General features: G+C 47.0%; 22 protein-coding genes. 11 read left to right on the plus strand and 11 right to left on the minus strand.

Annotated features, from left to right (window positions below):
• Nucleotides 1–66 precede the first annotated feature (66 nt).
• A complete protein-coding gene (locus tag H6F56_RS00245; RefSeq protein ID WP_190664821.1) occupies nucleotides 67–1194 on the plus strand; it encodes an aldo/keto reductase in 1128 nt (375 codons plus the stop codon).
• A gap of 260 nt (nucleotides 1195–1454) precedes the next feature.
• Nucleotides 1455–1973 carry a hypothetical protein gene (locus H6F56_RS00250; protein ID WP_190664822.1) on the plus strand — a complete coding sequence of 173 codons (519 nt, stop codon included), beginning with the start codon at nucleotides 1455–1457 and terminating at the stop codon, nucleotides 1971–1973.
• Between the two features lie 295 nt (nucleotides 1974–2268).
• Here the strand turns inward: H6F56_RS00250 and H6F56_RS00255 are convergent, their stop codons facing one another.
• Together H6F56_RS00255 and H6F56_RS00260 are read right to left on the minus strand one after the other, a co-directional pair.
• On the minus strand, nucleotides 2269–3465 hold the full coding sequence (locus tag H6F56_RS00255) for an extracellular solute-binding protein (RefSeq protein ID WP_190664823.1): 1197 nt from the start codon (nucleotides 3463–3465) through the stop codon (nucleotides 2269–2271).
• Nucleotides 3466–3468: 3 nt separating this feature from the next.
• Nucleotides 3469–4008, minus strand: coding sequence for a phycobiliprotein lyase (locus H6F56_RS00260; RefSeq protein WP_190664824.1), 540 nt, complete (start codon nucleotides 4006–4008; stop codon nucleotides 3469–3471).
• A 575-nt stretch (nucleotides 4009–4583) separates the two neighbouring features.
• Between H6F56_RS00260 and H6F56_RS00265 the strand changes: the two genes are divergently transcribed.
• The gene (locus tag H6F56_RS00265; RefSeq protein ID WP_190664825.1) at nucleotides 4584–4952 is read left to right on the plus strand and encodes a hypothetical protein; all 369 of its coding nucleotides are present in this window, start codon (nucleotides 4584–4586) and stop codon (nucleotides 4950–4952) included.
• A 131-nt stretch (nucleotides 4953–5083) separates the two neighbouring features.
• Here the strand turns inward: H6F56_RS00265 and cobT are convergent, their stop codons facing one another.
• The 4 genes from cobT to H6F56_RS00285 form a co-directional block, all read right to left on the minus strand.
• A complete protein-coding gene (gene cobT / locus H6F56_RS00270) occupies nucleotides 5084–6190 on the minus strand; it encodes a nicotinate mononucleotide-dependent phosphoribosyltransferase CobT (protein WP_190664826.1) in 1107 nt (368 codons plus the stop codon).
• Between the two features lie 114 nt (nucleotides 6191–6304).
• The gene (locus tag H6F56_RS00275) at nucleotides 6305–7102 is read right to left on the minus strand and encodes a DUF2232 domain-containing protein (RefSeq protein WP_190664827.1); all 798 of its coding nucleotides are present in this window, start codon (nucleotides 7100–7102) and stop codon (nucleotides 6305–6307) included.
• 193 nt (nucleotides 7103–7295) lie between these two features.
• Complete coding sequence (locus tag H6F56_RS00280; protein ID WP_190664828.1) at nucleotides 7296–7802, minus strand: universal stress protein; 507 nt, start codon at nucleotides 7800–7802, stop codon at nucleotides 7296–7298.
• A gap of 337 nt (nucleotides 7803–8139) precedes the next feature.
• Nucleotides 8140–8847 carry a Crp/Fnr family transcriptional regulator gene (locus H6F56_RS00285; RefSeq protein ID WP_190664829.1) on the minus strand — a complete coding sequence of 236 codons (708 nt, stop codon included), beginning with the start codon at nucleotides 8845–8847 and terminating at the stop codon, nucleotides 8140–8142.
• Between the two features lie 262 nt (nucleotides 8848–9109).
• Between H6F56_RS00285 and H6F56_RS00290 the strand changes: the two genes are divergently transcribed.
• Nucleotides 9110–9256: a hypothetical protein gene (locus H6F56_RS00290; protein ID WP_190664830.1), complete on the plus strand. Its 147-nt coding sequence runs from the start codon at nucleotides 9110–9112 to the stop codon at nucleotides 9254–9256.
• Between the two features lie 63 nt (nucleotides 9257–9319).
• Here the strand turns inward: H6F56_RS00290 and H6F56_RS00295 are convergent, their stop codons facing one another.
• The 3 genes from H6F56_RS00295 to H6F56_RS26675 all read right to left on the minus strand — a co-directional run bounded on the left by H6F56_RS00295 (nucleotide 9320) and on the right by H6F56_RS26675 (nucleotide 11062).
• Nucleotides 9320–9586 (minus strand): hypothetical protein, encoded by a 267-nt coding sequence (locus H6F56_RS00295; protein WP_190664831.1) that lies wholly within the window; start codon nucleotides 9584–9586, stop codon nucleotides 9320–9322.
• Nucleotides 9587–9837: 251 nt separating this feature from the next.
• On the minus strand, nucleotides 9838–10893 hold the full coding sequence (locus H6F56_RS00300) for a YheT family hydrolase (RefSeq protein ID WP_190664832.1): 1056 nt from the start codon (nucleotides 10891–10893) through the stop codon (nucleotides 9838–9840).
• A 37-nt stretch (nucleotides 10894–10930) separates the two neighbouring features.
• Entirely contained in the window at nucleotides 10931–11062 is a 132-nt protein-coding gene (locus tag H6F56_RS26675) for a hypothetical protein (RefSeq protein WP_255513656.1), read from the minus strand.
• A 159-nt stretch (nucleotides 11063–11221) separates the two neighbouring features.
• On the opposite strand from H6F56_RS26675, the gene psb27 reads away from it, so the two are divergent.
• The 7 genes from psb27 to H6F56_RS00335 all read left to right on the plus strand — a co-directional run bounded on the left by psb27 (nucleotide 11222) and on the right by H6F56_RS00335 (nucleotide 20533).
• On the plus strand, nucleotides 11222–11620 hold the full coding sequence (psb27, locus tag H6F56_RS00305; protein ID WP_190664833.1) for a photosystem II protein Psb27: 399 nt from the start codon (nucleotides 11222–11224) through the stop codon (nucleotides 11618–11620).
• A gap of 352 nt (nucleotides 11621–11972) precedes the next feature.
• Nucleotides 11973–13589, plus strand: a complete 1617-nt coding sequence (locus H6F56_RS00310) for a family 10 glycosylhydrolase (protein ID WP_309236407.1) — start codon at nucleotides 11973–11975, stop codon at nucleotides 13587–13589.
• A gap of 555 nt (nucleotides 13590–14144) precedes the next feature.
• Nucleotides 14145–14825: a hypothetical protein gene (locus H6F56_RS00315; RefSeq protein ID WP_190664834.1), complete on the plus strand. Its 681-nt coding sequence runs from the start codon at nucleotides 14145–14147 to the stop codon at nucleotides 14823–14825.
• A 100-nt stretch (nucleotides 14826–14925) separates the two neighbouring features.
• The gene (locus H6F56_RS00320; RefSeq protein WP_190664835.1) at nucleotides 14926–17169 is read left to right on the plus strand and encodes a GumC family protein; all 2244 of its coding nucleotides are present in this window, start codon (nucleotides 14926–14928) and stop codon (nucleotides 17167–17169) included.
• A 198-nt stretch (nucleotides 17170–17367) separates the two neighbouring features.
• Nucleotides 17368–17526, plus strand: a complete 159-nt coding sequence (locus tag H6F56_RS00325; protein ID WP_190664836.1) for a hypothetical protein — start codon at nucleotides 17368–17370, stop codon at nucleotides 17524–17526.
• Nucleotides 17527–17958: 432 nt separating this feature from the next.
• Entirely contained in the window at nucleotides 17959–19191 is a 1233-nt protein-coding gene (locus H6F56_RS00330; protein WP_190664837.1) for a WecB/TagA/CpsF family glycosyltransferase, read from the plus strand.
• Between the two features lie 205 nt (nucleotides 19192–19396).
• Nucleotides 19397–20533 carry a glycosyltransferase family 2 protein gene (locus tag H6F56_RS00335; protein WP_190664838.1) on the plus strand — a complete coding sequence of 379 codons (1137 nt, stop codon included), beginning with the start codon at nucleotides 19397–19399 and terminating at the stop codon, nucleotides 20531–20533.
• A 228-nt stretch (nucleotides 20534–20761) separates the two neighbouring features.
• On the opposite strand, the gene H6F56_RS00340 is transcribed toward H6F56_RS00335, so the two are convergent.
• On the minus strand, nucleotides 20762–22312 hold the full coding sequence (locus tag H6F56_RS00340; RefSeq protein ID WP_190664839.1) for a glycosyltransferase: 1551 nt from the start codon (nucleotides 22310–22312) through the stop codon (nucleotides 20762–20764).
• On the minus strand, nucleotides 22260–23240 hold the full coding sequence (locus tag H6F56_RS00345) for a radical SAM protein (RefSeq protein ID WP_190664840.1): 981 nt from the start codon (nucleotides 23238–23240) through the stop codon (nucleotides 22260–22262). Before H6F56_RS00345 ends, H6F56_RS00340 begins: the two co-directional genes overlap by 53 nt.
• Nucleotides 23241–23589: the final 349 nt, after the last annotated feature.

A 23589-nucleotide genomic window follows, 5' to 3' on the forward strand; every position in this document is an offset into this window, starting at 1 on the left:
CGCTCATGCTTCGCCCTCCGGGCTGCGTTTAACTCAGCACTCAGCACTCAAGACTCAGCACTGACGATGCACTATCACCGGCTTGGTAAAACAAATCTGTACCTGTCAGTGTTTTCTTTAGGAACCATGCGCTATTTGGCTTCCCCAGAAAACGCTGTAGCGACAGTGCGACAAGCGGTTGCCTTGGGAATTAATCACTTAGAAACCGCCAGGGGATATGGCAAAAGTGAGGAGTATCTGGGGGCGGCATTAGCGGAGATGCCGGCAAAACGTGAGCATTTGTATATCACCACTAAAATCCCTCCCACCCAGGATGCCGGTGAGATGTGCCGGTGTATTGATGAATCCTTAGACCGGCTGGGTGTAGAGTGGGTGGATTGTTTGGCGATTCATGGGATCAATACGCCCCAGCATTTGGAGTGGGTGCTAGCTGCCGCCGGCTGTATGCAAGCAGTGCAGCAGGCAGTTGCAGCCGGCAAAGTGCGACACGTTGGCTTTTCGACGCATGGCCCACTTGAAGTAATTTTAGCTGCCATTAATTCAGATTTATTTGAATTCGTCAATCTGCATTATTACTATTTTTTCCAGCGCAACGCACCCGCAGTGGAATTGGCTTATCAAAAAGACATGGGTGTGTTGATTATTTCGCCGGCAGATAAGGGCGGCCAACTTTATACGCCCCCGGCAGCCTTAGAGCAGTTGTGCCATCCCTTTTCGCCGTTAGAGTTAAATTATCGATTTTTATTGAGCGATCCCCGCGTCACCACTCTCAGTCTAGGTGCCGCCAATCCAGAGGAATTGGAATGGCCACTGAGCGTTGCTGACCGAGATGAACCCTTAATGCCGGCGGAAATAGAAGTATTTAAGCGTCTGGAAAGTCACGCGGTAACTGCTTTGGGTATAGACAAGTGTAGTCAGTGCTATGCCTGCTTACCTTGTCCGGAAAATATTAATATTCCAGAAGTGTTGAGACTGCGGAATTTGGCAGTTGCATACAAGATGAGCGAGTATGGGAAGTATCGCTACGGAATGTTTGAAAATGCCGGCCACTGGTTTCCCGGTATGAAGGGCAGCCGGTGTACTGAGTGTGGCGACTGTTTGCCGCGCTGTCCAGAAGAGCTAGACATTCCAGCCTTGCTGCAAGATACTCATCAGCGCCTTAAAGGGCCGGAGGGCCGCCGGCTTTGGGGTTAGGGAGATTTAGTTTAATCAAATTTTGTTCGGGTTAGGCTGTTTGACCTTGGAATTGTTGGAAGTTTTTTTTAACCACAGATAAACATAGATGGGTTAAAGACTGGGGGTTATAAAAATTGGTATTTGGGGATTTTCACAAGCAGTTTACTCGTCATAGTCTGTGGAGATTCTTGGGAAACTACGGATTTTTGATTTTTATGAAAATTGTTAAGCCCAAATCGCAACCCGCAAATGGGTTATTGTCGTTACTGATCTTGTGTATGAGTGCAAGCGTTACGCCGGCAGCACTCACTCAAACAGCCGTCACCGAGGGTGAAGAGATACCTCTGGCACAAATTATCCAAAAACAATGTGCTGCACCGCTACCGGCGACTGAACCTCTGGATTTAAATCTTTTAGATGCCGCAGCTAATCCACCCGCGCCCATCATCACCCGCAATACCATTTCTCAAGAAGGGATCACAAACCCTAGCTTGTGGTGGGCGGCAGAACAATTTGGGGGCAAGTTGCTGGATAATTGGCTGGCGTATCCTAGTGCCGGTGGCAGTGGAGGACGAGTGGATCTCGTTGTTAACCGCCAATTCTGGAGTTTACTCAACTATTTGGAACGCTACCAATTTCTCAACGAGTTTGGCCTTGTTGCTCAAGATCATCGCTACAATATCCGCGTCTTTAACCCACAAGGCGCATTTTTAGCCGCTTACACCTGTATCGGCGATCCGGCTTCGTCGGTTTGCCGGATCTGTCTCGATTCTACCGTCAGGGCAGGGGGAAATTAAATTAGAGAAGGAAATAGGAGAAGCAGAAGTGAGGTGAAAAAGCCTCACTTGCCCTACTCTTTAGTATTGTTTCTATGTATAGAAAGCTCAACTAAGGAAATAGGAAAAGCAGAGGTGAGGTGAAAAAGCCTCACTTGCTCTACTCTTTAGTCTTGCTCCTATGTATAGAAAGCTCAGCTTTTGATGCCATACGTTTTATTTCGCTGTAGGGAATCTAAGCATTGCTTGTATATATACAAGATAAATTTGAGAGAGAAATGCGCTATCCTTTACCCGGATCTAGTGGAATAAAGTATTAAGCGCTTGTTGCCCCAGGACCCCGTCGCATCTCTAACCACAAGGAGTTGTACTGCTCAAGGGCAGTAGCCGGCAAAGGGTTCAGAAATTCACTCTTGCTGATAATTTCAGGATCAGGCAGTAGCAAGGTTGCTTTCTGTAACTCTTTAGACAACTCGGTTCGTTTTGTCTGTGCAAGCACTGGTGAGGCGGCTTTACTCTGGGAAGATAGCAAACTGGCTATATCGGGCTGCCAGCAAAAGTCGATCCACTTGTAAGCAAGTTCGCTGCTGCTATTGCCACTGACTTGTGCCGGCTTCACCCACAAATCCGCCCATAGAGAAGTCCCAGACTTGGGTACAACTGCTGCAATTTCTTGATATTGGGCGATTGCCGGCAATATATCGTTCGACCAACCTACGGCAACCAAAGTATCCCCTAAAATCAGGGGTTGCAAATAGGCATTAGAACTGTAAAGCTTGGCTTGCCGATGTAATCGGCTCAATTCCTCTTTCAGATTTGTAACTTTCCTGAGATCTTCTTGGGTGTTGTAAGATTTGCCAAGTTTTTTTAACGTTAAGCCGATGACTTCACGAGGCTGATCGAGCAGAGAAATCCGTTCTCGCAGATCCTCTCGCCAGAGATCACTCCAATCTTGGGGAGGTTTTAAGCCTAAGGATTTAAATTTTTTGCGGTTATAGGCGATTAAAACTGTACCCCACCGATAGGGGGCCGCCCAAACTTTGCCGGCTGGATCAATTTGCCCCTCTGCATTACGGCGCACAAGTGTTTGCCACGCCTGGGGCAGATTCTTCCAGTTTTTCAGCTGTGCTGGATCGAGGGGTTGAATTAATTTCTGCTGGATCGCCTTTGCCAACCAGTAATCCCCCAAAGTCACCAGATCGGGAATTTGGGGGGCTTTGGAAGCCATAAAAGGAATTGGCAGCGGGAAGCTAGAGGGCTTTTGCTCATTGGCTACCGGCAGCCGGTGCGGGAGTTGCAGCTGCTCAAATAACACTCTCATCTGGGACTGTGGCTTAAAGTCCAAAGCAAAACCTTGCCCGATTTCCTTGCGAAATAAGCTCAACACAAGGGCCGGCAGAGAATTTTTTAGCAATTGCACTCTCAAGGTTTGCCGGCTCTGATCACCACATCCCGCTAGCAGATTGGTGAGCGTTAAGGTGCCGGCACCCGCGATAAAAAACCGTCGATTCACTCTTTATTTAATGCGCTTTTCTAAATACTGCCCGATCATCACCTGTTCGCCGGCATTTGAAATAATAGTTTGTCTTGTGCGATAGCTGTGGCCGATTTGTTTTAATTCTTCTTCAAACACAGACCCATTGTACTCTGTCCGCAAGCACAAGGTTTGAGGATTGGGCATATAAAACTGGGCTGTCACCGGCTTGGGAGTAGCAAAACCGCGATCTCGATACAAAACCTCACCCAATACTCCAAACAAGGTGGAACCGGCAGACTTTTTGCGATTAGAGACGGATTCTCTGCTCTCCCAGCTAACCTGTGTACCACAAGTTAGGGCAGTTTCGTCACTAAGCTCGTGCATTTGTGCCAATTTCAGCAGTTCTGGACTTCCGGGTGCCAGAAACCTAACTTTGATGAAACTGACGAGTTCTTGGATTTCTCCCTCTGGGAGTGTGTAATAACGTCGCTCTGATCGCCATTCTCCCTCTGATTCGCGGAAAAAGTCTGCAATCAGTGATTCGGCGGTTGATTGAGACAGTTGTGCTATGGATGTCATGCGGCCCCTTTTTTGTTTGAACTACGTTTGACAGCGTATCAACCTATCGCCCAGGCGTGGCGTCAAGTTTGTTACTTTTCTTCATAATAATATCTACATTATCTAGAATTTACCTGAGTGGCCACTGTCTAAGGAATGATGCTGGGAGGGTGAGCGATAGATTTCAGGAGTGATAATCACTTGCAAAATTAGTGAAAAAGTAGAGAATGTTCCTCTGTTATCGTGCAGCCTCTTCTATAAAAAGACTTCTGCCTTCAAACCTGCGTTCCCGGGCGGCAAGGGCTGTGACGAACAAAGCACCCTTAGAAAAATTGCTCGCAAAAACTGAAGGTGAATGTAGCAGCGGTGCAGGCAGCCCGCTTTTAAGCCCTCCCGAATCAGTTATGAATGGGGGGCAATGAAAGCACGCATTTTTACTCAATAAATTTCCCTGATTGAATCGGCGGCAACTCACATCAAGTTCTACTTTTTTGAATATTTGTTCTCAAAAGTTAAATAATCTAGAAATTAATCCAATTTTTACCAAGTGTTACCTAAGATTAAAAAGTAATAATTTAAGGGCAAGAGGGCGTCAAATGGAGTCACTGCAAATCCAAGTAAGTGCGTTGAACCAAAAAGTCGAGGGGCTGCACCAAGTGATTGAGCAGCTCAGTAGTAAGATAGCCCAAGTATTGTCAGAGCCAGAGTTAACTGCCGGCAAGCCCGTGCCATCTGTTGCATTAAGTGTTGGGCGATACCATTATTCAAGCTATAGCAGTCTGGATATGTCTATGGAACATAAAGATGTCCTGGTTGATGTCAACCGCTTAGACAGAAACGGTCATAGTTCAGAGCAAGAATTAAGCCCAGAAATTCAAATCCAACGACTAACTGCACAGCTGACTGCTGCTTATAATCGAATCGCAGCCTTGGAAGAACAGTTACTAGCTCAGAGAATTCACTAAACTAGCAAAAAACTGTCAAGTTTTAAGCGGGGCGAACCCTAATTGCTGAGATTGGATCTAAAACTCTGTAAGGGTGCACAGAGAAAACCCCTGTGTAAAAAAAACTCAAAACTTTTTAAACGCTGAAAGCTTCAACAACGCCCGACTAACGCTTCAATAGCATTGAGAAGTTGGGTTTGATTCCAGCCCTGGTAAAGGTGAGCCGCAATTGCACAGCCACCGGCACCCATCCCCTCCTTGACGTAGCCCTGTTCATAAGCTTGTAGCACCCCATAGCCAGAGGCCGCAAACGTTAGCCCAGTCGCGAGCAGAGGCACCGATCCAATGGCTTTGGCGAGTCCCACAGTGTCGCCGGTGGGATCTTCTGCCACCCACCGGGTCGTTCCCACAACAATTTCCTCTGAACGCCACTTTAGGGCGTATTGGCGGGCGATGGATTCTATGAGGGCATAGACGGCCAGCATTTGCGTGCCGCCGGCTAGTAAGACGCCAGCAGTGCGACTGGCTGCAATCGCCATTCCAGCGACCGCTATCTGCATAGGATCTCCTACCGCCGCAACGAGTTGTAGGGGATCAAGGGAGGAATGTATAGAAGTCAGGGAATCTTCGGGCCAAAAACCGGCTCGTTGCAAACCCGCTTGTACGACAGCTGCTTTTTGTCCATGATTACAGTTGGGATGGCTACTGTTGACCTTACCGGCTGCCTGAATGCCCAAGCCGGTTAAAACAGCTAGGGCGGTTGTCGTTCCCCCAACCACGCACTCGCCGATGATTAAATAGTCAAAGTCTTTGGCTAATCGCTGCCCCCACTCTAGCCCCTGCTCTAGTAGCAGTTTTACGGTAGAAAGTTCTAAGGCGCTGCCGGTGGTGAGACAACGTGCCGGTGTGCCGCCTAAATCAATTGCCGGCACCGTAAGCTTAACCGACAAACCGGCATTCAATAAATAAATGGGAATGTCCAACGCTTCCACAACCGCACGAGAAATGAACACTGGCGATGCACCGGCAGTCAGAGGCGGTAAAGGATAATCAGGTTGCGCTACAGGGCCGTTATATAAAAATTCAGCATCCGCCACTGCTGTGTAGCGTCGGTCATCTGGTGTTGCACCGGCAGCAGAAATACCCGGAATCAGGCCGGTTTCGGTAAAGCCTAACACGCAAGCAAAAGCCGGTGATCGTCCCCGATACCGTTCCAGCCATCGCCGGCCTTGTTGTATTTGCGTGTAAGTATGAATCATTAAAATAGAGTGATTTCTGCCTGTAAATTTTTGCGATTTGGGTGTAGCCGGTGCTTCACAGAAAAATTTACAGTCGGGGCAATTGAAAATTTTGAATGAGAAATTTAACCTTTTTTATTCTTCATCCAGCAATACTTGCACCCAAGGTGGAGGCGGGGGAATTGGGTTGCCCAAGCGTTCCAGCAGCAGACAAGCTGCTAGATGTACTGCAAACAAGTAAACAATGTTATTGAGCATCACCATTAACAAGGCAACGACCTGAACCACCGGCAAACTTGGCTGCTGTAGCAATCCCAGCCTTTCAAATCCCCATTGAGTGAACTCTGTAATTTGGATAGTTATGTAAGCCCAGAGGTCTTCACCCAGAAGAATTGAGACCAACCAAATGCGGAAGAAGAAGCCAAAAGAAGCAATTAGCATTCCAATGAAAATTGAAACACTCCAGCCGGCACCACGCCGCCACAGCAACCCCAGCACAACCCCTAACACTCCAAAGGGGATCACAAATTGAATGCTACGCATCGGACCCATTAGCACGGATAACAGCAACCCGGACACTAACGCAGCCATCCACGCTGCCCGGTTGCCCCAGCGCAAATAGACTAATGCGATCGGCACGGGAAAGAAGATCCGTAAAATCGGCCCTAAGGGAAAATAGTAATTGATTAGCCAAATCAGGCTGGCGGTACTAGCCAAAAAAGCCGTTTCCACCATGATTAAGGGGGCTGGGTTTCCCAATTTTGGTTGGGAAAGAGCTTTGTCAATTTCAGTATGCGGAAGGGACTCTGACGTGTCGCTTATCGGCTCAACCCCAGATTCAGGGTGAAGGAATTTTTCCAGATCGTTCTTGTTTTCAGTTTCACCGGAGTTGTTTGGATGAGAAGAGTTGCTATCGCTAAAAGGATTGCTCATGCCAGTCACAAAAAAATGGTCAGCCGTCCGCCCAAACTGTTTTCAGAAAAGCCGGTTGCTGCTAGTAAGCCTGAGAGGGAGATTATACCCAGAACTCAGGACAAAAATATTGGTGGCTGTTCAGCCACCTCATTTACTTTAAACTTTATTTGCAGACTGGAGGCTAGAGACGGTGCCGGCGGCGATGGGCGAATTACAAAGCCATCGATTCTAGCATCTCCACCTGCTGAATCACCAGCACAGAACAGGGAGCACGGTGTCCGACATAATTGCTGACACTTCCCAACAAAGCTTCTGCCCATCCTGTTCGCCCCCGACGTCCTAGCACAATCACATCCGATCCCCAATTCTTTGCGACTTGGCAAAGACATTCTCCCGCATCACCGATCTTGTAATCAAATTCTGTAGGGACTTCCAACACGGTTGCAGTTTTGGAATACTCAGCAAGCATTCCCTGGACTTGCTCGATGCGCTGTTCAACGCGCAGATGTTCGGTTTGGTAGGCATTATCCATCAGTTCTGGATACAAACCCAGCTCGACCGGCAGCACGGCTAAAGACTCACCGCTCATTTCCTGGCTGACACAGTGAAACAGCATCATCCGGGCATGATTCGCCTGAGCCATCTCTAGAGCACGGTTAAAGACAACCTTGCTTAATTGAGAGTCATCTAGGGCAACGAGAATTTTTTGAAAACTCATGGCTTTCTCTCCTGGACATGAAGGGTGTTTCAGGGTCAAACGCCGGATGATTAAGCAGTTGTGACTCAAATGGCATTCAGCTGATCGGCCATTCTAGTTGAGCGTTGGGTAAAAGTTCAGTGAAGGCTTAGTCGATGTGTTTTCTAACTGGATGCCACATTCGTAAGATGATAGAACTGCTCTAGGCTGAGCGCTTGCAATAATCGTTAGGTCGGTTGATTTCCCACCCTCAACTTAGCGCAATTGAGGGCTTTTCCTACGTTTTTGCAGTATTCCTTGACAATTCAATACCGGCTGTTTGCTTCAAGGCTAAACTTGCCGATCTTTGCCGGTATTGTTAAACCAGAAGACGCTCTAGAGCGTGCATATCAGGAATGCAAAGAACATCACGTTCGCGCAAGATTAGCCCTTTTTTTTCTAACTTGCTCAGCACCCGTGTCACTGTTTCCCGCGCCAGTCCACTGAGACTGCTCAATTCTCGATGCGGTAAATTTGGGATCTCGGTTCCTTCAGCGGATAGTTTGCCTTGTCCCTCCGCTAAAAACAGTAAAATATCCGCCACGCGTGAGGTACTGTCCGACTCACGCAGCCGCAGGCGGCGGTTAACTTGCCTTAGACGCCGCGCCATCAGCTGGGCTAGCCGAATACCAGCTAGGGGTTCTGTGTTGAGCAGCTTGACAAAATCTTGAGCCGGTAAATTACCAATGGTTGTAGGCGCAAGTGTAATGACATCTGTTGAGCGCGGCACTTCATCAAGCGCTGCCATCTCGCCAAAGAGTTCTCCTTTACCCAGAATATTTAAGGTCACTTCCTTACCATCAAGATTGTAGGTACGAATTTTGACCCAACCATCCAAAATAAAGTACACAGAACTGCCCCAGTCATTCTCCAGCAAAATCACTTGGTTCGGTGGATGACTGCGGCTAACAATATGAGCGGTGGCTCTGTCAACGATCTCTTCTGGGAGACCTCCAAAAAAAGGAGTAGAGCGAATCAATTGCTCCACATTATGGTTGGAGTCGCGCTGGCTGTATCGGTCTTCCATGTGGCCATTGTGTCATAAAGGCTCTTGAGGATGTATTCAGTTATAGAGGGCGGCTGGCGGGAGGGGAAAGGCTGATTGCGTTTCAAACCGGCACCACATCTGGGTTTTGAAGTTTTCTCTAATACCCGTATTATCCAACAAGCCTATCTATAATAGTTGCTAACAATACACACACTTCTGATTTTTGAGTTCGCCAGGAGCAACACTGACGCTCGTCAACTACAATACCCTATCCTACGGTCAAAGGTATTGGAATTGATTGATGAGTTCACTGGCTCAACCCCTAGATGCTGGGGTGAAGGTAAATCTTTTTGTGCTGATGAAATTTAACAGGATGCTTGGAAACTACATCAGCGAAGTTGCCTATGCCGGCAATACAGCGATTGACGGATGCCTGTTTTCTCTCTAAGCGAGTTTTGCGGTGGCTCTCACCCTAGCACTTATATCATTAAAATATATTCACTTATAAGCTTTATAAGCTTACACGAGTGCCCGGTTGAGAGGCTGAGCTTGGCAATGACTCGCAGCTCAACTCCATAATCTTGAGGCCGTCTAAATAAAAACCTTGATAAGTCACTCCCTCTGAAGGGTGCCACTCATAGATTGGGAAGCTTTGGTCTTCAAAATTTTCTGGAGTCATCACCAGATATCTCACACTATCTTTTTGGGAAAGTAGCATCACTGGAATTTGTTCGCCGGCTGGAGATACAAGTTTGTGAGTTGCTTCAAAAACACGCATTTTAGAAACCTTTTATGAATTCTTAGCTGGGAAATGTGGGATTTGAGGCATTGCCTTTTGATTTTTATAAGCATGAATGACTAAGCCAACCAACATGGTGATGCAATATCTTTATCAAAGGTGACAGTACGCTCCTCGCTGTGTGATCCATATCATTGATAGCTCCAACGCCGGTAAAATGCGCGCGGTGGGCGAAATTACCAGCCAGAGCTTAATAATCGGCATTCTATCTCAGTTATCTGTAGGGCGGCTCACACCTGGCTCTGCTGGTGAAACCATTCTAAGACTCGATTCCACGCCCACCAGGAATCAGGATCGCCGGCCAAGCGTTGACTCGTTTTGCTACTGATATAGCCCACATGGCCGCCGTACTGGGTCAAAATTAAATCAATCGCCGGATTGCCGGCACAAACCGCTTGTAAGTCTGGAATGATCGCCGGTTCAAACATCGGATCATCTGCGGCGTAGAGAATCAAAGTCGATTTGTTGAGGTGAGGCAATAGCGGCAGGGCGCTACTGGCATCATAATATGCCTCCACTGAAGGGAAACCCAATCGTTCGATTACCAGTTCGTGGTCAAATCCCCAAATGCTATTCGCCCGCTCAATAGCGGCTGGATCGATTGCCTGGGGATGAACCTCATGCAGCTGCCAAGCCAGTTTTTTCAGTTCTCCCGCGATTGCCCGTTCTAAATACTTCCCCCAAGGATGTTGGATTAAATAGGATAAAGAACGGTTGGAATCGAGGCTCGGACAAATCACCGCACCGCCTCTAATGTCATTTGAGCCTAAGCCTAGCTCTTGACACAGCGTTAGATCCTGTGAAGCTTTGACAGCCCATAACGCTAATTGTCCTCCCAGAGAGAAGCCGGTGAACCAGAAGGGGGCGGGGCAGCCCATTGCTTTAGCTTGTGCGGCAATACGGACAAAATCTTCTCCCTCGTACAAACCATCAGACGTCAAGGTGGGGGACAGCAAGCCGGTTTTTCCATGTGCCCGCCAGTCAAATAAAACCACTGCAAAGCCTTGGGCAAATGCTTTTCGTCTTAACAGTTTCAGAAACCATTGATTTTCCAAATCGCCGGTGATTCCATAAGTGCCCACAATTGTGCTGTGGGGGTTGTCTGGGATGGCAACAAGTCCAAAAATCGGAACGTTGCCGGCACCAGAAAAAACAGTTTCTCGGTAAGGCGGTTCTGGGTGTGGCGTGGTTTTTTCCCACTCAAGGCTAGCCCTGCGAGCCGCGTAGATGGTCATTGCTAAGCCGTTTCTCAGCAGAAAAGGCGGGATGTAGGGAGGATAAGTCATAAATCAGCAATTTCATCAAAAAAATTAAAAGCACGCATTAAGCAGCCAAACAGTGCCGGCACCGGCTCAATTTTTTCTGCTGGGGGTGCCGGTTGGGGCTAGCCTTGAAAGCGTTCTGCCGTGGCTCGTCTAGCGGCTGTTGGGCATTGAGCGAGCGCCTGCGTCCCATTGTTATTTTGCCTGTTTTCTCCCGCTCATCTCCTAAAATAATGTATTTCTACTTATGCCAGAGTTTATGCATTTCTTATCTAATTTGTGCGATCCCTAGGCATCAATCCAAGATAGGATAAACGTTAATTTTGATTGCAAATTTTTTCTACGGAAGCTCATGAAGCACTATTTATCACGTCTACTGGCTCTGGTTTTAGCTGTCACAATCGGCTTGATGGGTTGTTCTGGAGGCGATGTGTCTGGTTTTACAGGTGACTACAGCCAAGACACTTTAGCCCTTGTGAACAGCCTCAAAAGCGCCATTGAGTTGCCAGACGATGCTCCTGAAAAAGCAGCCGCGCAAGCGCAAGCTCGTCAGCAAATTAATGATTTTGCCGCTCGCTATCGTCGGGATCAGTACACGAAGCTGGCATCCTTCACCACCATGCGGACAGCGCTAAACTCGTTAGCCGGTCATTACAATTCCTACCCCAACCGGCCTCTGCCTGAAAAATTGAAGGAACGAGTTAAGCAGGAATTAAATCAAGTAGAAGTAGCGCTCAAGCGAGGCGCTTAACTGATCCATTGATGCGAGGGGCAGAGCACCTATTGAAACCTCTAGTGCCCAGCTGTTAGAGTCATGGCGCTTGGCACAAAGTTGGCTTTCACAGATTCCAGAAGGCTTCTGAGTTTTCCGTGATTTGTGTTTGGTAGGCTTTGCCCATGCAGCCATGACTTCAGCATGACTATAAAAAAAGGATAATTTCGACGCGGCAGGGTGTTGCTGTCTTTGGATATTGATACCCAAGTGGCTTTATTAGCTGCTCAGACGACCGCGACCGAGTTTCCTGATGTCGGGGTGCATTTGTGGAGTATGAGGTACATCATCTGCAACCGCAGGGGTTTCCCTGGCATTTTGTTGTGCAATCATGCTGAACCAGTCCGTTGGGACTGAATCATCGCAACGTAGCTTTCCTTTTGTTCTGCACGCCGGCATGAGTAACTGTCTTATAAAATTTTACCGACCTCTGTTAGCTTTGCGACTCTGGCGGTCAGGGTATCGCGCTTTAGTGACCGCTATGGTGACTGGTGGACTTGTTTATCCCCAGCTGCCAATCAAACCCGCCCTAGCTGAAGCCACCGCCTATTGCCAGCTATCTGTAGAGGAAGTTAGTGAAACTGATAACCTGCGCCAAGCTGCTTTTAAAGGGGGCCAAGATGCCCAAAAGCGCTACAAAGAGCGTCTAGCTGAATATGCAGACCGCTTGCGGCAGTGCCGCAGCCGGACTTGGCCCCAAAATCAGGCGATTTGGCTGCGCTTATATCCCTGCGATATCCAAGAGGGGGTTTTAGAGGCTGTCCTTGATCGAATTGTGGCGCGGGGCTATAACCAAGTTTATGTTGAAGCGTTTTATGATGGCCAAGTGCTGCTGCCGGAGGCAGAAAACAAGAGTCCTTGGCCCTCGGCTGTACGAATTCCAGGCTCAGAAAAGGTCGATCTGCTAGCAGAGGCGATTAAAAAAGGCCATGAACGCGGCCTGAAGGTTTACGCCTGGATGTTTTCGATGAATTTTGGCTATGTCTACTCCCAACGTTCAGACCGGCAGCAAACGCTAGCGCGTCGGGCTAATGGCCAAACCAGTATCTCTGAATCTTCTAAAGATACTGAAACCGACATTAAGGCGGCTGAGGGTGATGTGAGTAAGGTTTTTATCGATCCTTACCACCCACAAGTGCGACGAGATTATATGTTGGTGCTCAACGCCATCCTGCAGCGCAAACCGGATGGGGTGTTATTCGACTACATTCGCTATCCTCGCAGCACAGGGGCGGCTTCGGTGGTTAGCAAGGTTCAGGATTTGTGGATTTATGGGGAAGCTGCCCAACAAACACTCTATCAACGTGCCCTTAACCAGAAAGGTCGGGAATTGATCCGGCGATATGTTACGAAAGGGTTTATTTCGGGCGGGGATGTTGATGAGATTAATGCTCTTTACCCCAAGGAATCAGAACCGATGTGGCAGGGTCGTAATCCTAACTCTAGTAAGGCTTTGCAGTCGGTGGCGCAACTGCAATCGGAGCTTTGGTATCTCAGTGTTGCCCATGCTGTGCAGGGTGTTGTTGATTTTCTCACACTTGCGGGGCAGCCGGTGCAACGCCAAGGCATTCCCGCAGGGGCGGTATTCTTCCCCGGCGCGAATAAAGCGGTGGGTCAAGGCGGGTTTGATTCTCGCTTGCAAGCTTGGGATCGGTTTCCCGGTTCGATGGAGTGGCACCCAATGGCCTATGCCAATTGTGGGGACAAGAATGCCAACTGCATTATTGAGGAAATTCAGCGGGTGTTGAATATGGCACCGAAAGGAACCCAGGTGATCCCAGCCTTGGCCGGCACTTGGGGCGCTTCTATTAAAAGTCGTCCTTCCCTAGAAGCTCAAATGCTGGCCATTCGTCGAGCGTTCCCCCAAATTAATGGGGTAAGTCATTTTGCTTATTCTTGGCAAGAACCAGAGGCTGACCGCGACCGCAAATACTGCCAGCAACAGTAGTTTTCAGTAATTGTTCGTTGCCCGTTGGTGACTTTCGACCTTCGAGTAATGAACAATTACTGAGTGGGAACTAAATAAAATGCTCCCGGCATCCATTTTTTGTAAAAACCTAAATAATTAAACGATTCAATTAAATTGTTTAATCAATTCAGAATAATAAAAAGAATTGCTAAAAATTTATATAAAGTCCGCCAGGGATGTTGGCATTAAACAAACGTATCAAACATGGCGAGAGGAGTTTTAGCCATCATCTGAGGTAAACTGGGTTGATCGATTAAGTGGCGAACAGTTGACTTTGAAAAAAGGCTTGATAGAATTTAGGTAGTATTTTTACGGAGTCGGTTAAGTTTTCTCGCCCTTAGCCAACTAACTTTTTTAAGGAAAAATCGTTTAAATCAGGATACAGCAACGTTTTAAGCCAGTTGTCATCCCTTCAGTAGCAAATTTCTAAGTTCTACGGAGGAGGTGGCTGTCCAATTTCCTCTACAATTTTGGGCAAGACTGCTGCTAACTGCAATAGAGTTTAGCTCCTGAGAATGGTCTAACCTAGCAAACATGACCTCATCTATCCTGCCTTCGCTCCAGCAACTTCAGCCCGCCGGTCTTGTCTCAGGGATGGCGCAGGCAGTTGTTTTGGTTGGATGTAGCGTCAAGGCTTTGCAAAAGAAGATTGAACAGCACTTATTTACCCACTCTTGTCAAAGCGCTCCCTGTAGCGACTGTTTTTCTATTGAGGATCTTCAGTCGGCAGCATTACAACACAAATGGTGGGTTGGTGTAAAGGGAAATTTAAAAGCTTTAGCAATTTCTCGGCTTGCTAAAAATCAAGAACTTTTAGCACAGATCATTCAGATTGTGTCGGCAATTTGCCAAGTTTTAAACCGGCTCTTACGGTGCTTAATTAACCCTGCCGGCACTCGAACCGCAAGTGGCACTCAAATCTTAATGGAAAAGAGTTACGGGCAATTGTCACCGAGGCAAAGAGTCCGGGAATCTACCATTAGCCAGCCGGCTCAAACGCTTTTGGAATGCGGCACAATAGCTTTTTTTAATCAACCCGAAGTGAACCGTGATCCCAAGAATCATCCGAAAGACACTTTGCGTCTTTTAGCGAGATATCGCAAACTTAATAAAGGAACCAGAAGCGATAGAGCAGTCTGCTGTGGGAAGCGAATATTTAACAGAAAGCGAGTCGGCGTGTTGGCTGGGTGGTGCAGCCGTCTATCAACTCTCTAATCACCGACTCATTAATCAGCTGGAGTCTCTTTAGCAAACAACCGCCTTGTTGCTTTCAGCGATGGTGGGCTGACAACTCAAAAAAACAACATAAATTAACATGGAAACAGAACAAATTCCGCAAATATTATCAATTACCAAGCAGGGCAGACAATTGCAGCAAGTAGCACCCGTTGATAACGCTGAGTTTACCCCTCCACCTCAAAAAGGATTAAATCTGCGTCCGCTGCTAAGAACTGTGCAGCGACAAGCTCTAATCGTTATAGGAATTACAGGTTTAGTAGCCGGTGCGGCTTGGTATTTAAACAAAAAAGCCCCCCCAACCTATAAAGGAAGTTTTCAGCTTTTAGTTGAACCTGTCTCCTCTGAAGCAAAAATGAGTGAACCCTCTGCTCTTGCTCGGACTGAGGGAGACGCGCCAAATGAAAAATTGTTTAGCCTAGATTACCCGACTCAGGTTGAGATTTTAAAAGGGCCTGGGATGCTGTCAAAGATTGTGGAAGACATTCGCGCCAAGCATCCCGGCTTTAGCATCGGTAATCTTTACGCCAACTTAACGATTGAACGCATTGGTAAAACGCGACTTAATCAAACCAAAATTCTCCAAGTTAGCTATCAAGGATCTGATCCAAAAGTTGTTCAACTTGTATTAGAAAAAACTGCTGAAAAGTATTTAAAATATAGCCTTGAAGAACGGAAAAGCCGCATTGGTGAAGGGGTCAAGTTTATTGACGCTCGACTCCCCGATTTACAGACGCGAGTCAATACGGTTCAGTCGCAGATACAGAAGCTGCAAGAAAAATATGCCCTGACTGATCCGAAACAGAAAAGCGATGAATTATTTACACAAGTTCGGGAAATTTCAGTACAGCAATCAGACACGCAAAGACAGATACAAGAACTACGGGCACTGTACACAACCTTACAGCAACAATTAGACCTAACCCCTCAAGAAGCCCTTGCTGCATCAACTTTAAGCGAGAACCCTAACTATCAAGGGTTGCTGACAAAGTTGAAAGAAACGGAAAGTCAGATTGCTGTTGAATCTGCCCGGTTTCAGCCAGGGAACCCTTATATTCAAGCTCTAATGGCTCAACGGCAACAGCTCGTAGATTTGTTGAATCAGGAGGCCCAGCGAATTCTTGGATCGAATTTGACAGATTCGGTCAACACTTCTGAAATAATGAACTTCCAAAACTCGACTCGGTTAGAGCTGATCAAGCAACTGGTTGCGACTGCTAACCAACTTCAGGTGCTAGAGGTTCGTGATCAAGGGATCGCACAGACTAAAGCGACCTTGCAAATGCAAGCCCAACAATTCCCAGCAATTGCAAGCCAGTACAGTGAACTACAGCGGCAGTTAGATATTGCGACTCGGACGCTTGATCAGCTGTTGAGTCACCGGCAAAAATTGGAAGTCGAAGAGGCTCAAAATGAAGTGCCTTGGGAGCTAGTTTCTAAGCCGGAAGTTCCTAAAGATGCTACCGGCAATCTAGCCGCAATTCCCAGCGACGCTAGCAAGAAGCTGATCATCGGCGTAATAGCAGGGCTGGTGCTAGGTATGGGGGCTGCTGTCTTCCTAGAGAAATTCCGGAATATTTTCTACAGCGCCAAGGATATTAAAGATGCCATTCCCTTACCTATCTTAGGTGAGATTCCCCTCGACCAAGGAAAGAGAAAAGGCTCGAACTCAAAAGCAATACACGGCTTAGCAAGACAAATCAAGGACACTCATAGTGGTAGTTCTGAATTTTCGGAAGCTTTTGATTCTCTCTATGCCAGTATCCGTTTTCTGTTTGACGATCAACCAGTCCGTTCTTTGGCTGTTTGCTCGGCTGAAGTTGGGGATGGTAAGTCTATGATTGCTTTACAGTTGGCTCAGACAGCAGCAGCAATGGGTCAGCGAGTCCTCTTGGTAGATGCTAATCTACACCAACCTCAGCTTCATGAGTGGTTGAATTTACCTAACAGCAAGGGACTTAGTGAACTGCTTGACAGTGAACTTGCTCCGAACAGCTGTGTCCAGCACTCAACCATAGCAGAGAATCTTTTTGTGTTGACTGCCGGCCAACCGTTACCAGAATCTACCAGACTGCTGGCATCCGCTCAAATGCAATATCTAATGAAGGAATTTCAAACAACATTTGATTTAGTAGTCTACGATACCCCCCATCTTCTTAACCTTATGGACGCTAATTTCCTAGCCTCCCATACTGATGGAATTTTGATGGTTGTGGCCCTTCGCAAAACCAAGCAGTCTGCAGTTAAGGAAGTTTTAGATCAAATAAGCGTTTTTGGGTTGCCAACCTTAGGTACTGTTGTGAATCACGCGCCGGCTCAGTAAAATCAGAGCTATTTTATTGACAATATTGGGTTGATTGCAGTGGTAATCAGCATTTCAGGGTTTTAAAAACTCGTGGCTTAGCTGATGCCGATCTTGCAACGGTGATGTCGGCACAAGTTAAGGACAAGATCCAAGGAACTGGCTGACGTGCTAGACATTGAGGGGATATCAATCATTCATAACTAGGCAGCGGTCTTCATGACAGTTGCTTCATTCCTGGTGTTTTTACAGGAGCGGATGCGTTCGGCAAAGTATTCTGCCAATTTGGCAACATACAATTGTCTTGTCAAGCGAGAATATACTGAGGAAGTGCCGATTCACCTAAAACAAACTCTTACTCTAGGGGAACTGGCCTGATTAACTGGCTGAAACAGGGGACAAGGCTGCGGCAAACTAAGGTTCCGAGTGCTTGAGGAGGCCAACTTGTGAAAGCTTTACCCATTAAAGATTTAGCACTCTTTAAGGTTCTATTTCACCTTAGCTGAGTGTGATCAAGGGTACTAAAGTTTTCTCTACCGAAAAGCATATTTCTTGAATTTTTCACGCGGTCTTCACATTTCTTTGCTAAATTCAGATTGAACTAGGGTTTGTACCCAAGATTTGAGTGGGGGAGGGTTAATTGATAAAAACTTATGATAATGAAAGTGGCTATGCGCTCCAAAGATAGCCTGTTCGCGGATGTACTGTTAGGGTTCGCGGTTTTTAGTTTCTGAAAGCTAGAAATACTTGGTCGGCTCGCTGTGATTGATTTTTTAGAAGTTGCGTCAGTTAATCAAAGAGAGGTCACAAATGAGAAAAGTAAATATCCTAAATGTTTCCATTGATAACCTATCAATGTCCGAGCTACTAAAAGCACTCGATTTATCTGGAGGGGTTGTATTCACGCCTAATGTCGATCACTTGATGAAATTACAAAAAAATTATGACTTTAACAAGGCTTACAGTATCGCTAACTACAAAGTTTGCGATAGCAAAGTCTTAATGTATGCTTCAAAATTTTTAGGACGTCCCCTTAAAGAAAAAATTTCCGGTTCAGATTTGTTCCCGGCTTTCTATGACTATCACAAAAACAATGAAAGCATTAAAATATTCTTGTTAGGGGCTGCTGAAGGTGTAGCGCGGAAAGCCCAAGAGAAAATTAATCGGAAAGTTGGGAGAGAAATTGTAGTTGATTCGTACTCTCCGCCTTTTGGATTTGAAAAAGATGAACAAGAAGCTCTGAATATAATTGAGCGGATTAATGAATCGGGAGCAACAGTCCTGGCAATCGGAGTCGGTGCGCCAAAACAGGAAAAATGGCTTCTACAATATAAGGAAAAATTAAAAAACATCAAAATCTTCTTGGCGATCGGGGCAACGATTGACTTTGAAGCCGGCCACAAACCCAGAGCGCCAAAATGGATGAGTGAGTTGGGAGTAGAGTGGCTGTTTAGACTTCAGTCTGAGCCACAGCGGCTCTGGAAAAGATACCTATTAGAAGATACCGCTTTCTTCTGGCTGATTTTAAAGCAGAAGCTTAATCTTTACAGCTCTCCCCTAGCAACGCATGATGCGGGTGTAAAGCAAGCAACACCAAAAGCTCAAAACTTAAAACCCATCGGTCAGCTTTTGCAACAGGCAAACTTGCTATCACCAGATCAGGTGGCAACAGTTCTCCAAGAGCAAGCTAAGCAGAAACACCACCAACGGTTTGGGGAAATTCTGGTGCGCCTAGGATGGCTTAACCCAAAAACGGTTGACTTTTTTGCAGAAGAATTGCCAAAGTTGACGACAACTAGCTACAGACAGCCGTTGGGTCAGTATCTCAAATCTGCCGGCTTGTTAAATGACGCTCAAATTAACACCATCCTCAACTACCAAGCCCAAACAGGGTTGCGTTTTGGAGAAATTGCAGTGAGTCAAGGGTGGGTTAAAGAAGAAACCATCAATTTTTTACTGCATTACATTTCTCCTAACCAAATGTTAGTGCCGGTAGAGGTATCTGGAAATTCAAATCAGCGTCAAGTGGTGCAAAGTTATTAAACACATCTTTGAACGTTGAAAGCAAATATTGAGAGTCTGAACTTAACAGAAACATTATTTGCTTAACTGTTCGTAAAGAGCGAACGTGAGCCAAGTCAAATCAACGTAGCAAAGTTTTGTCACCCATTAATCAGTGAGCTTATTTCTTGACATCGTTTTGTTAGTAATTGCGCTCGGACTTCTCGTCCCGGTCGCAGTTCTTTTTATGGAATGCTGTGCAGCCTTATTACCGGCTCGCTCAAAATCAAATAGTGTTGAAATTCCTAGGCCAAGCATTGCCGTTTTGATCCCCGCGCACAATGAAGCCGCTGGAATTGGCACAACTTTAAAGACGATCTTGCCACAGTTAACCGAGCGTGACCGCTTAATCGTTATTGCCGATAATTGTAATGATGAAACAGCGGTCATTGCTCGCACCTTTGGTGCAACTGTCCTAGACAGAAAGGATGCTGAACGAAGAGGCAAAGGATACGCCTTAGATTATGGCTTGCGGTTTATTGAGCAAGATCCGCCTGAAGTTGTTATTTTGGTCGATGCCGATTGTATCGTTCATACCGGCACAATTGATAAAATTGCCCGACTAGCTGCTGCAAAGGGGCAGCCGGTGCAAGCAACTTACCTGATGGAACAGCCGGCTAACCCAAAACCCAAAGATGCAGTTTCAGCGCTAGCATTTACAGTCAAAAACTTAGTTCGTCCGAGTGGACTGAGCCGGCTAGAACTGCCTTGCTTGCTAACAGGTACAGGGATGGCGTTCCCGTGGTCAATCATTCGCGAAGCCCCTTTAGCAAGTGGCAATATCGTTGAGGATATGCAACTTGCTTTAGATTTAGCAATAGCCGGCCACCCAGCAGTATTTTGTGGCGAAGCGAAAGTTACAGGGCTTCTACCGCAGCAAGAGCAAGCAGCCACAAGTCAGAGAACGAGATGGGAACACGGTCATTTGCAGACGCTTCTAACACAAGTTCCCCGACTGCTAAAAGCCTCAGTTAAGCAAATGCGTTTCGATCTTTTAGCAATCGCCTTAGACTTATTTGTCCCCCCGCTTTCCCTGCTAGTCATGCTGTGGGCTGCTGCTACGGTAGCCACCTTACTAACCGGAAGCTTGGGATTATCATCATGGCTTCCAGCAATTATTTTAGCCTCACAAGGGCTGCTCATTTTTACCTCAATATTCGGGGCATGGGCAAAATTCGGGCGTGCAGACTTACCTATCCAGACACTTTTAGCCGTCCCGTTTTACATTCTTTGGAAAATCCCACTTTATTTCGCTTTTCTCATTCGACCTCAAACAAAATGGGTTCGTACAGAACGAGATTCAGCAAACGCACCAAAACCTTAAACACCTTTGCACCGTCAGCCCCTAACTAAACCTCTCACCCAAATTTCCAACTATCAGCAAATACCTGATTCCTACGCTTAACCCACGTGCGTATGCCTCTGCTTATATTCTCGGCACGCTACGCTATTATTTGCGATTAAAAATAAACCTCTTCTCTCTCAAACGCAACAAAAACAAAAGTGAAGAGTGAACTAAAAGCCAGCCCACTCTTCACTTCAAAAGTTAAACTCACACCTTGCCCTGATGCAGCGTCTTCACCCATTTCAAGCGCTTGGGACGCACCGAAATCCGAGCCGTGACACTCACCATCACAACGATCCAGTGGAACATATATAACATCCCACGCAGCGTTTGCAACAGCGTGACAAAAAAGGAAGAAGAATGAAGCGATAAATTCTTCCGAGAAAGCAAAGAAGGAGAGTGAAGTTGAGACTCATCCTTCTTTGTTCCTAATTGATCTCGCCGTAGACGGATGCGCTTGATGCCGGTAAACATTGCCACTACAGACATCACCAACATCACAGCACTAATCGGACTGTACACCGGCATCCGTTTAAGCGCGAGGGCCATCAAACTGTCTGGCACCGCCGCCATCGGCAAGAAATACTGGATAATCCAGAACATAAACATATCCCAAGTTTTCCGAAAACCCAGGCGGTTGCGGAAAATCAGCGGCCAATAGTCGAGATAGCGCTGGTAACCCCCTTCTGCCCAGCGGTTACGCTGATGCCATAGCGCCCAGGGATGGGTAACACCTTCCTCATCCACCGGCACCAAGGTAAATTCAATGTCCCACCCTTCCAGGTGCAGGCGCACGGTTAAATCCAGATCATCCGTGATCGTCAGTTCATTAAAGCCGCCGCAGCCTTCTAAAGCAGACCGGCGAATAAACTGGCCATTACCCCGAAGTTCTCCAACACCACCGATAGCTATGCGCTGCTGCTGAAAGTAAGAGTCTAAAGCCATCTCAGCCGCTTGGCCACGAGTCCAGAAATTAACATCCGTGTTGGCAATGGCTTTTTGCATCTGCACCGCCCCCACTTCTTCGCGTTCAAACAGTGGCAGCACCCGACGCAGTATATCGGGACTAACGTGGGCGTCAGCATCAAACACGGCCAAAATTTCGCCACGGGTAAGCGGTAAGACTTGATTTAAAGCCCCAGATTTCCCCCCGCCGGCACCGGCAGCCCGATGGAACACTTTAAGCTGTTCATATTCAGTTTCCAGTCGATCTAACAGCTCTGGTGTACGATCTGTGCTGTGATCATCAATAACCCAAAGCTCGTAACGATCTGCTGGGTAGTCGAGATCACACAGTGTCTTCACTAACTGGGCAATGACCGCCTCCTCATTTTTGGCCGCAACTAATAAAGAGACGGAGGGCCAATTATCGCGGCTGTCATCTGATAGCGGTTCAGGGGTTTCACCGGGCTTGGTTCGCAAGACACGCACCCCATGAATCACCATCGCCCCTGTAAAACCCAGCACAAGCCAGGTGCCCCAAGACAGTAAATGGAGAGCGATTGTACCGCTCCAGACAATCGTTAAGACAACAGCCGCCTTGCGTCTGCGACCCTCAGAGAACTGCCCTGTTTTGAGTTCTGAGTCTTGTGTGGGTTCAGCAGCAGAGGAGGATTCTGACACAGGTGAAAAATTTCCCGCTCCTGTACTCACTCGCTCCTCTGCTTCCCTACGCAAGAGTTCTGCCTCAGCTGGATCAGCAAGATCAGACCACAGCTCGCTGTAAGAATCGTTTTCGGGCCACGAATTCGCCGGCATAGGTTATTTGATTCAAAAACCAATATTTATCAACACCCTTAAAGAAACTGGGGATCAAGTAACACCATACCGTACAACCTTCGCACACGGATAACTTCCCTTGAGAAACGCGGAATTTTTCCACTTCTTCTGACTCGCGGTAGAGTTCATAAAGCTTTCCATCAATGGGAACGCCGGTTTGGGCAAAGTGGTAGCAGGGTAGCAACAGTTTGTTATCTGGCGAAATCGCAATTACAGCTTCCACCGCTTTGCAGCGAGGATTGTTGGTGTCGTTGCCCCCAGCTTCAATGAAAGCTAATGCAGCCTTATTGTAGCCAAGATTGCTGTACTTCTTAGCTGCTGCTTCTATTGCTGCCACCATCTCTGGAGTCGGGTTTTTCTTGGAGTTATAGTTGTCGTAAGCAGTAAAAGCAGGGTTGAGCCACACCCGAACATTCAACTGCTGGCCGAGTTCTGCAACTTCAGCCAGACGGTTGTAGTTTTGGGCAGTAACGGTATGGTTGAGCACGGGATACTCACCCAGAGAAATGGCGATTTTGACCGATTCTACTAAAGTGTCAAAAATCTTGACGCCCCTTGATTGGTCGTGCGTTTCTGCATCCCCACCATCTAAAGAGAAATTCAAGAAGTCTACTAAACCCTGAATTTCTTTGGCTTTTTTGGGATAAAGGATGGTGTTCGTGGTCATGCTGGTCACGAAACCCTGTTTTTTGGCTTCCGTGTAAATCTGGCCAACATCTTGGCGCAGCAGGGGTTCGCCTCCGGTGAAGTCCACATATTTAACGCCTAAGCGCCGCAAATCTTTTAAATTTTGTTGAATTGTGGCAAAATCAGCTTCGTTGTTGGGTTCTAGCGCCCAGATGTTGCAAAAATGACAACGGGCGTTGCAGCGATATGTTAAGTAGTAATTGGCTACGAGTGGGGCCATAGGTTCCTATCGTTTTGTTGCTTAGTGTTAACCAATGAGGGTTTGGGGAGTAATCGCCCCCGCGCTTACCCGAAAAAGTGAACGCCCTTGATAGATGAACTCCTCAAGGCCAGGTGAGGGGTAAGTGTGCCCGAACACTGCCAATATCTTACGCTACTCATCCAATATGTTTGTTTTATTCATCGGGATTACTGCCTTAAGCAATAAACCCTAAAATTATTAAGGCCGAGGAAGGTTGTCAAAGGCCGCATTTACCGTAATGAGTAACAACACTACATTAGCTCAGAGCTTTGGCTGTGTTCGTTGGTGGTAAAATTTGCGATCAATGAGTCCATAGAAGTGTGCAGGA

Origin of the sequence: Microcoleus sp. FACHB-672, from assembly GCF_014695725.1 — a bacterium.
In the GTDB taxonomy this organism is placed as follows: domain Bacteria; phylum Cyanobacteriota; class Cyanobacteriia; order Cyanobacteriales; family Oscillatoriaceae; genus FACHB-68.